At 43.7% G+C, this 9487-nt stretch carries 8 protein-coding genes; all 8 read left to right on the top strand.

Annotated features, from left to right (window positions below; translation table 11 throughout):
- Nucleotides 1-1877: tetratricopeptide repeat protein (locus QUB06_RS32980; protein WP_333438851.1), on the top strand; the 1877-nt coding region annotated here is incomplete at its 5' end.
- On the top strand, nucleotides 1870-3711 hold the full coding sequence (locus QUB06_RS32975; protein WP_333438850.1) for a tetratricopeptide repeat protein: 1842 nt from the start codon (nucleotides 1870-1872) through the stop codon (nucleotides 3709-3711). The genes QUB06_RS32980 and QUB06_RS32975, both read left to right, overlap by 8 nt.
- 162 nt (nucleotides 3712-3873) lie before the next feature.
- Nucleotides 3874-4530, top strand: a complete 657-nt coding sequence (locus tag QUB06_RS32970; protein ID WP_333438848.1) for a Uma2 family endonuclease — start codon at nucleotides 3874-3876, stop codon at nucleotides 4528-4530.
- A 165-nt stretch (nucleotides 4531-4695) separates the two neighbouring features.
- The gene (locus QUB06_RS32965) at nucleotides 4696-5430 is read left to right on the top strand and encodes a glutathione peroxidase (protein ID WP_333438846.1); all 735 of its coding nucleotides are present in this window, start codon (nucleotides 4696-4698) and stop codon (nucleotides 5428-5430) included.
- A 203-nt stretch (nucleotides 5431-5633) separates the two neighbouring features.
- Nucleotides 5634-6605 carry a sodium-dependent bicarbonate transport family permease gene (locus QUB06_RS32960; protein ID WP_333284333.1) on the top strand — a complete coding sequence of 324 codons (972 nt, stop codon included), beginning with the start codon at nucleotides 5634-5636 and terminating at the stop codon, nucleotides 6603-6605.
- A gap of 1 nt (nucleotide 6606) precedes the next feature.
- Nucleotides 6607-6918, top strand: coding sequence for a P-II family nitrogen regulator (locus QUB06_RS32955; RefSeq protein ID WP_223300725.1), 312 nt, complete (start codon nucleotides 6607-6609; stop codon nucleotides 6916-6918).
- Nucleotides 6919-7556: 638 nt separating this feature from the next.
- Entirely contained in the window at nucleotides 7557-8588 is a 1032-nt protein-coding gene (gene gap, locus QUB06_RS32950; RefSeq protein WP_333438844.1) for a type I glyceraldehyde-3-phosphate dehydrogenase, read from the top strand.
- A 159-nt stretch (nucleotides 8589-8747) separates the two neighbouring features.
- On the top strand, nucleotides 8748-9113 hold the full coding sequence (locus QUB06_RS32945) for a DUF1823 family protein (protein ID WP_333144302.1): 366 nt from the start codon (nucleotides 8748-8750) through the stop codon (nucleotides 9111-9113).
- Nucleotides 9114-9487: the final 374 nt, after the last annotated feature.

Raw genomic sequence — 9487 nt, 5'->3', positions numbered from 1 at the left:
TGGGTAAAGCTCTGCAAGAGAAAGAACTGTTTGACGAAGCTCGGGCAGCTTACCAACGGGCGATCGCACTCAACCCTAATTTTAGTTGGTCTTATCACTTTTTGGGGGAAACTTTACAGGCGGTTGAGGAATACGACGCAGCCGCTTCTGCTTACCGCAAAGCTATTGAGTTAAATCCCGATTTTTGTTGGACTTACAACAATTTAGGCGATGTGCTGATGGAGCTTTCTGAGTGGGAGGAAGCTGCTGTTGCTTACCGCAAGTTAGTTGAACTAAATCCAGATTTTTGTTGGACTTATGAGAGATTAGGTAAGGCTTTGGTTGCACTGGAAAATTGGGGAGAAGCGACGGCTGCTTACCGCAAAGCTATTGAATTAAATCCCGATGATTGTTGGCTGTACAATTGTTTGGGGGAAGTTCTGGAATCACAAGAAAATTGGTCTGAAGCAGCAGTTGCTTTTGGTCGTGCTATCGAGCTAGAATCTGAGCAGAGTTGGCTGTACAAAAAGTTGGGTGATGCACTGCGGAATCAAGGGGATTTAGAAAGGGCGATCGCAATTTACGAAAAAGGCATCAATCTCGATCCAAAATCCTGTTGGTGTTACAAAGGATTGGGTTTGAGTTTAATTGCCAAACAGCAGTGGGAACCTGCAATCACTACTTTAGTTCAAGCACTGCAAATTAAACCAGATTTGTTGGAAGCTTACGATAATATAGGTTATGCTCTGGAACAACAAGGAGAAGTCGATGAGAGCGAGTGGGCAAAATGCAGCCATCAAATCTTACCGTTAAGTGTTCTCAAAAAATACTGTCAGTTTACAGAGGATATGATAGTCGCCGCCGAGTCAAATCCGAACATCTCTTGCATTGACCTCTATCCTGCAAGCCAAATCAATTTATCCGCCTCCAAAACTACCGACAATAACAATAACTTATTTTCCCCAAATAAATTTTACATCAAAAAAGCTTTCGTTGCCATACTGCCAAACGGACGAGCTTGGGCCGATGTCATTAATACTGCGGCAATTACTTCAGATAATAAACTTGTTCTCGATGTTTCAATGGGTTCTCCTGAATTAATAGTAACTTCAGACAAATTACCTCCTGTGGAGCATATAGATGGAAGTGTTGCTTTTTTGTCCGCTCCCTGGGGAGGAGCTTATTTTCATTGGATGTTTGATGTAATTACCCGGTTTGAGCATATACAACGGAGCGGGTTAATAGATAGTGTAGATAAGTTTGTTGTCAATGCCGGCGATTATACTTATCAAAAAGAAACTTTAAATACTTTAGGAATTCCTCAATATAAAATTTTAGAAAGTAGCTGTTCCTTTCACATAACTGCCGATAATTTAATAGTTCCGTCAATTTGTAAAGATGGATCTGGCACCTCAAAATGGAAGTGTGAATATCTAAAACAGTCATTTTTGAACCCTAAAATACCACTAAAAACCGACTGTTCAGAGCGAATTTATATCACCCGTCAACAAGCATCCTATCGGCGAATCGTCAACGAAGAAGAAGTAGTTAATTATTTACAAAAATTTGGGTTTCGCAGTGTCAAGCTGGAAACGATGTCGGTAGCGGAACAAGCAGCCTGTCTGGCTGCTGCTAAAGTAGTTGTAGCACCCCACGGAGCTGGATTGACTAATCTAGTTTTCTGCACTCCGGGAACTAAAGTAATCGAAATTTTTTCTCCTATGTATGTGCCAAGTTGTTATTGGACTATTAGCAATTTGTGCGGTTTGGAACATTACTCTTTAATTGGCGATTTGGTTGATGATAGAACTCCGATAAAACCTTTACATAAAGATATGCGGGTGGATTTGAAGTCGCTGGAAAAATTAATGAATCTTGCAGGAGTTTTGCATGGATAATTACTACCACAATCTGGGGAATTCTCTGCAAGAAAGCGGTCGGTTTGATGAGGCTGTTGCTGCTTACAAAAAAGCTATTGAATTAAATCCTAATTTTTCTTGGTCTTATCACAGTTTGGGCGATGTTTTGCTGAAAGTTGAAAAATGGGAGGAAGCTGTCGCTGCTTACAAAAACGCTGTTGAGTTAAATCCAGATTTTTCCTGGTCTTATCACAATTTGGGCGATGCTTTGCTGAAACTTCGGCAATGGGAAGAAGCTGCTGCTGCTTACCGCTGCGAGATTGCACTCAAATCTGATTTTGCTTGGTCTTTTTGCAATTTAGGCGACGCTTTAACTAAACTCAAACAGTGGGATGAAGCTATCGCTACGTATTTAAAAGCTATTGAAATTGACGGAGATTTGCCGGGAATTTACGAGAAGTTGGGATACTCTCTCGGACAAACAGAGTCGGATTTAAACTTAGTGTTAGAAGAATTTCAATTGCAAATTACACCGGAAAATTGGGAGTTTTATTTGCAGTTAGGAGAGAATTTAGCCAAGTACGATCGCCCAAAAAGCGCAATTTTTTTTTACAAAATGCTCTTGGCAAGTATGCCGAGGTGTGCGGAATTGTCAGTGGCATTAGATGAGTTGTTGCAGCAGCAAGAAAAGTGCGACCGCGCATTAGCCTCTTCTCGCGCAACTGTCGCCCAAAAACCGGATGATTGCTGGTCTTATTACAATTTAGGTGCTGTTCTGAGCCACCAAAAATATTGGGAGGAAGCGGCGGCGGTCTTTTTCCAAGCAATAGAAAGAAATCCCGATCTTCCTTGGTGGTTTTATTACAATTTGTGGGAAGTTTTTGTTAGGCAAAATAAGCTAGATGAAGTTGAGAACTTGTACCGCGAAGTTGTTGCAGCTAAACCGGAGGCTTTTTGGCCTTATCTGAATTTGGGAGAAGCTTTGACGAGGCAAGGTAAAATTGCCGAGGCGATTGATTTTTATCGAACTGTCAGTTTTAAACAAAGTTTGGCATCTATTATTAGTAAGAGAACAGGCAAGATGCCTGTTCCACAATCAGATACAGGCATCTTGCCTATTCCACAAAATTGGAACTTAAAACCAGTCAAAGTTCCTAACTTTATAATTATTGGTTCTCAGCGGTGCGGCACAACTTCTCTGTATACTTATTTAGCTCAACACCCGCAAATTTTGACTCCGATTAAAAAGGAGATGGATTTTTTTTCGTGGCACTTTGACAGAGGGATTGATTGGTATTTGGCTCATTTTTCGCCAATGCCTCCGGGAGAGCAATTTGTCACTGGCGAAGCAAGCCCAAGCTATTTTGACTATCGGGAAGCACCGGAACGGCTCTACACCGCGTTTCCAGAGGCTAAACTGATTGTACTGTTGCGAAATCCGGTCGATCGGGCGATTTCTCAATTTTACCGCTTGACTGGCTTAAATTGGGAAGCGCGATCGCTCGATCGGGTAATTAGCGATGAAATTGAACGGTTGAGTCAAAATCCAGAATACATCATCGGCGAGGAACCGGGGAATTATTTAGCTCGCGGTAGGTACATAGAATTTATTAAAAACTGGCTGGCTTTCTTTCCCCAAGAACAGTTGTTAATTTTGAAAAGCGAAGATTTTTATGCAGATGCAGCGACAACAGTCAAGCAAGTTTTAGAATTCTTAGATTTGCCGGAATATCAATTGTCTGAGTACCAAAATGCTAATCCCGGTTCTTATCAGCGAGTAAATGAATCGGTTCGCGACAGGTTGAGCGATTATTTCCGACCTTACAATCACGAATTAGAGGAATATTTGGGGAGGCAGTTTGATTGGGAATAAGATAAGACGGCGGTTGAAACCGCGTCTATAAAAACAAAACCTGCCTCCGCAGGTTGAATAAAAGGCGATTAAACGTGGCTTGTTCTCTTCAGTCTGCGGAGGCAGACATCGTTTGTGTAGACGCGGTTTCAACCGCCGTCTGCTAAGATTAGAACAACTTGTATGGAGGTAATACCAATGCTGACGATCGAGCTAGATACATTACTTAAAGAACAAGCACTCCAACGCCAAGATCCTGAAGATCGCTACATTACCGATAGCGCCAACTGGGAACAATACGAGACACTGCTGAATCGGATTGGAGATGCGGCAGGATATCGAGTTACTTATTTAGATGGACTTTTGGAAATTATGTCACCTTCTCGCCGCCATGAAAGTCGCAAAACTGGCATTGGAAATCTGCTAGAAATTTACTTTGTAGAAGCTGAAATCGAATATTTTCCTTTTGGGTCTACAACTCTGCGACAAGAGGAAAAAAGTGGCGGTACGGAACCGGATGAAGCTTACTGTATTGGCACAGATAAAGAATTTCCCGATTTGGTAATTGAAGTGATTGTTACCAGTGGCAGCATCAATAAACTAGAACTGTATAGAAGGTTGAATGTGCGAGAGGTTTGGTTCTGGCGAAATGACCGATTTTCTATCTACCATTTGCGAGAAGAAATCCCGGTTGAATTCGTGTCAAACTGCGGTTATGAATTAATCACACAAAGCGAATTACTACCGGGAATTGATATCGATATGTTGACAGAATGTGTAAAAAATCCTCACCCGTTAGCAGCAGCAAAGGAATGGAGACAGAATTGCCGACCTACTTAAACAGCAAGTTTTAAATCTGCTAGCTGTCGCAAAGACAATTAACTGAGCTCGCGCGCGCGCCCAAGTCCGAGAAAAAAACTCGCCTACCCTTGACAAGTCATACTCGTTATGAGTACGCTATAAAAAGCAAAGGAATTGAACCCAAGTACCCAAAAATTTAAAATCATGCTGACGAACCAAGAAGGTCAAAGAGTACCCAAAGTCACCTTTCGCACTCGCAAAGACAACGAGTGGGTCGATGTCACCACGGATGATATATTTGCAGGCAAAACCGTAGCAGTGTTCTCGCTGCCTGGGGCTTTTACTCCCACTTGTTCGTCAACGCACCTCCCCGGTTACAACGAATTGGCCAAAGTTTTCAAGGAAAACGGCGTAGATGATATCGTTTGTATTTCTGTCAACGACGCCTTTGTGATGAACGAGTGGGCAAAAGACCAAGAATCAGACAATGTGACGTTAATTCCCGACGGTAACGGCGAATTTACCGAAGGCATGGGAATGCTGGTAGACAAAACAGATTTAGGCTTTGGCAAGCGGTCTTGGCGTTATTCGATGCTGGTAAAAGATGGCGTGGTTGAAAAAATGTTTATTGAGCCTGATGAACCGGGCGATCCTTTCAAAGTGTCCGATGCCGAGACGATGCTCAACTACATCAACTCTGCAGCAGCTAAGCCGAAGCTAGTTTCGCTGTTTACAAAAATGGGCTGTCCCTTCTGCGCTAAGGCTAAGGCACTGCTGAGTAAAAATGGCTTGGATTATGAAGAAATCGTCTTGGGCCGGGAGATCACAACTCGATCGCTCCGGGCTATGACTGGGGCTACAACTGTGCCGCAAGTATTTATCGACGGCAAGTTGATCGGTGGTTCCGAAGCCCTAGAGTCTTATTTGGGTGTTGCTTAGTTAAACACAAATACTTAGATTGCGGGTGCCCGCGTGCACACCTTACAACGAGTAAGGTGTGCACGCGGGCGTTTGTCGTATTTGGGGGTATTTAGCCCGATCGAGCTTTCGGGTCATTAGTTCGATCGGTCTATTTATCCATTCTCGTGCCACAATTACTGGGGAAGTAATATTAAAAACGCAAGAAAGGGGAGTGAACGATCGTGGATTTGAGTTTAGTCGCGTCAAATATCTTAAATCCGCCCATATTAGCTTTTTTCATGGGAATGCTGGCAATTTTTCTCAAATCTGATTTAGAAATTCCAGCGCCCATCCCCAAACTGTTTTCGCTGTACCTGTTGTTTGCGATCGGATTTAAAGGCGGCGTCGAACTGTCCAAAAGCGGAATTGACCAGCAAGTTGCCCTGACAATTGTGGCAGCGATGCTGATGTCAATGCTCGTACCCGTTTATACTTTTTTCATATTGAGGATCAAACTCGACTCTTACAATGCCGCAGCGATCGCAGCCACCTACGGTTCCATCAGCGCCGTCACATTTATCACCGCAACCTCCTTCCTCACAGCACAGGGGATCGACTTTGACGGTTACATGGTAGCCGCGCTAGCATTAATGGAATCCCCTGCAATTATAGTCGGGCTAATCCTGGTGAGTGTATTCGGCGGCGAAGAAGGAAAACGCGAAATAGTTTGGCCAGAAGTGTTGCAAGAAGCATTCCTAAACAGTTCAGTTTTTCTACTCATTGGCAGCCTAATTATGGGTATACTGACAGGAGAACATGGTTGGGAAGTTATGAGTCCGTTTACTCAAGACTTGTTTTACGGAGTTCTGACTTTTTTCTTGCTAGACATGGGGCTGGTTGCCGCTAGCAGAATTAAAGATTTGCAAGAAGCAGGAATTTTTCTTATCGGCTTTGCAATCCTAATTCCCATAGTCAACGCCGTAATTGCTTTGGTAATAGCGAAATTAATCGGAATGCCACAGGGAGACACTTTGCTGTTTGCCGTATTGTGCGCGAGTGCTTCTTATATAGCAGTACCAGCAGCCATGCGCCTAACTGTTCCTGAAGCGAATCCAAGTCTTTACATTTCAACTGCCTTAGCAGTGACATTTCCATTTAATATCATTGTAGGGATTCCCCTGTATCTATACGGAATCAATATGTTTTGGAGGTGAGATGATGGAGTCAGTCAAAAGAGTAGAAATCATAGCCCACTCAGTGGAGCTCGGCAAGATTTTAGACGGTTTAGACAAAGCTGGCGTACCCGGTTATTCGGTGATTCGTGATGTGGCTGGAAAAAGCACTAGGGATCACGTTTCCCGTGATTCATCAATGACGGCGCTGGATAACATTTATGTGCTTGCTTTTTGTTCACCAGCTCAAGTTTCAGCAGTTGCAGAAAACATTAGACCCGTGCTCAATAAATTTGGTGGGTCGTGTTTTATTTCAGATGCGGTGGAATTGCTAATTACTAGGTGCGTCGGGTAGTCATTAGTTATTAGTCATTAGTCATTAGTCATTAGTCATTAGTGATTAGTGATTAGTGATTATACCGCTTCGGAAAATTTGAGCTACACATATAGCAATCCTCGCATCATTTGTGAATTTCTTACTCCCTCCCCGCGAGTTCGGGGAGGGTTGGGGTGGGGTAAAAAATTTACGACTCCTGCAAGGATTGCTATAGATTGTACGCCATAGGTGTATGGACACGGCAGTGCTGTGTCCTTGCGCGTATCTGCGACTTTAATCCTAGGCTTTGGTTCCGACAATCGTCACTGGTGAGAATGCTAATCCGTTTCTCCTTTTGGATAAGTTTTTTATTATTACTTTAGGCTGATTTAAAAAATGCAATTTTGAAAATATTTTCTGTCTATTATAGCACTTTTACAAGTTGACAAAAATCAGCCATTAGCCATTAGTCAGCGGTCTTTTCAGGATTAATTGCCCTTCCCAGCCGGGGCCGAATTCAGAATTCTTAAGAGATAGAAAAGAATCAGTTGCAAAAATCCGTAAGCGTGGTAAATTCTAAGCCACAACAGGCGATCCTTTTCGTTGGCGTAGCCCCCGTAGTGGCGGGCTTCGCTAACGCCCGATCGACTAACGAGATTTTCAATAGGAGTTTAAACATGGCTGCATTAAAAGTTGGCATCAACGGATTTGGTCGCATCGGACGGCTAGTCATGCGCGCCGGCATCAAAAACCCCAACATCCAATTTGTCGGCATTAACGACTTAGTTTCGCCAGAGAACCTGGCTTATCTTTTCAAATACGACTCCACCCACGGCATTTACAAAGGCGAAGTTGAAAGCAAACCAGACGGGATTGTCGTTGACGGACTATTTATCCCCTGCACATCGATTAGAAATCCGGCAGAATTGCCTTGGGGTAAAACCAGCGCCGATTATGTTGTAGAATCTACCGGATTGTTTACAGATTTTGAAGGCGCCTCAAAACACTTGACGGCGGGAGCCAAACGAGTAATACTTTCAGCACCGACAAAAGACCCGGAAAAAGTGGCAACTTTTCTAGTAGGCGTCAACCACCACAAATTTGACCCGACAAAAGATACGGTTGTTTCTAATGCTAGCTGTACGACGAATTGTTTAGCACCAATTGCCAAAGTAATCAACGATAACTTCGGTTTGGAAGAAGGTTTAATGACGACAGTTCACGCAATGACAGCTACTCAACCAACTGTAGACGGCCCCAGCCAAAAAGATTGGCGGGGAGGACGCGGTGCGGCTCAAAATATTATTCCATCTTCGACCGGTGCAGCGAAAGCTGTTACTTTGGTGTTGCCAGAATTGAAAGGAAAATTGACTGGAATGGCTTTGCGGGTGCCAACTCCCGACGTGTCTGTAGTTGACCTTACTTTCAAAACGGCGAAGGAAACTAGCTATAAAGAAATTTGCGAGGCAATGAAAAAAGGTTCGGAGGGCGAACTCAAAGGCATTCTTGGATATACTGAGGATGCAGTGGTTTCGACAGATTTTCAGGGCGACGCGCGATCGAGCATTTTCGATGCAGGTGCGGGAATTGAACTGAATTCTAAGTTTTTCAAAGTTGTTTCCTGGTACGACAACGAGTGGGGTTATTCTAGCCGCGTGATTGACTTAATGCTGTCGATGGCCCAGAAAGACGGAATTTTGAATAATTAATTTTTTTGGGGGTGGCATTTTGGGCGGGTTCGCGTGCCCAACCCCTACTCCCCACAAACAAATTCCTATGATTTTTTGTGGAACGGGCCGGAGAGCCCGTTCCTGAGATTAGTACCTAATGTGAGTTAAACTTTTTTTGTTTCCGATTCGATCGCGCTTATGTCTGAATTACCACCGCTGAATAACGAAACTATTTGGGCTATTCTCAACGAAGAAATCGACGATGCTGCCGTCAACCGATTAGTTTGGCTGTATCTGGGCTACCGCTGGGATGCCGAGACTGGCAAGTGGAACAGTGCAGGTGTTGCAGCCGAGTGGCGGCAAGAGTACCCGGAACCGCCGGATTTTATCGATTCTAGGCCGGCGACGGTGAAATTGACTCGATCGACCCCCCCAGAAAACAAGCAGTTGCTGAAGGAAAAATTGGGCTTTAAAGGCTATAAAATTGGGGAATTCGGGCCGAGACAGACTCGCAGGGCGACGATGGCTAATTGGTTGATGGGTTTTATCGAATCTGGGGCGTAAAAGGAATTTTGGATGGCTGCGCGGTTGTGGCCACCGTTAAAGTACAGAGATATTAAATTTATTGGCAGGAAAACCCCTAAATCCCTATAAAGGATTGAAAGCTTGATTAAACTCTTCCTTTCTTTCTCTGTGTCCTCTGCGTCCTCTGCGGTTAATTAACAAAAATTAAGCCTGTTGAAAGTCAAAACACACTAAAACCAGCCAATTCCAACATCCTCACCCCGAACCCTGACACCGGACTGCGGCAGACTTTATGTGTATAGTTTGAGGTCAAAAGGTTTCAACCGCCGCCTTCATAGGCGTTGCTGAATCAAGGTATGAATGCCCCAGGAATGGGAATATCGTCAAACTTCAAGTAATGTATTAATAACTTA

It is taken from the genome of Microcoleus sp. D2_18a_D3 (assembly GCF_036702455.1).
GTDB lineage: Bacteria > Cyanobacteriota > Cyanobacteriia > Cyanobacteriales > Microcoleaceae > Microcoleus.
Note: the sequence above shows the minus strand (reverse complement) of the source record. Positions and strands in the feature narration are given on the sequence as shown.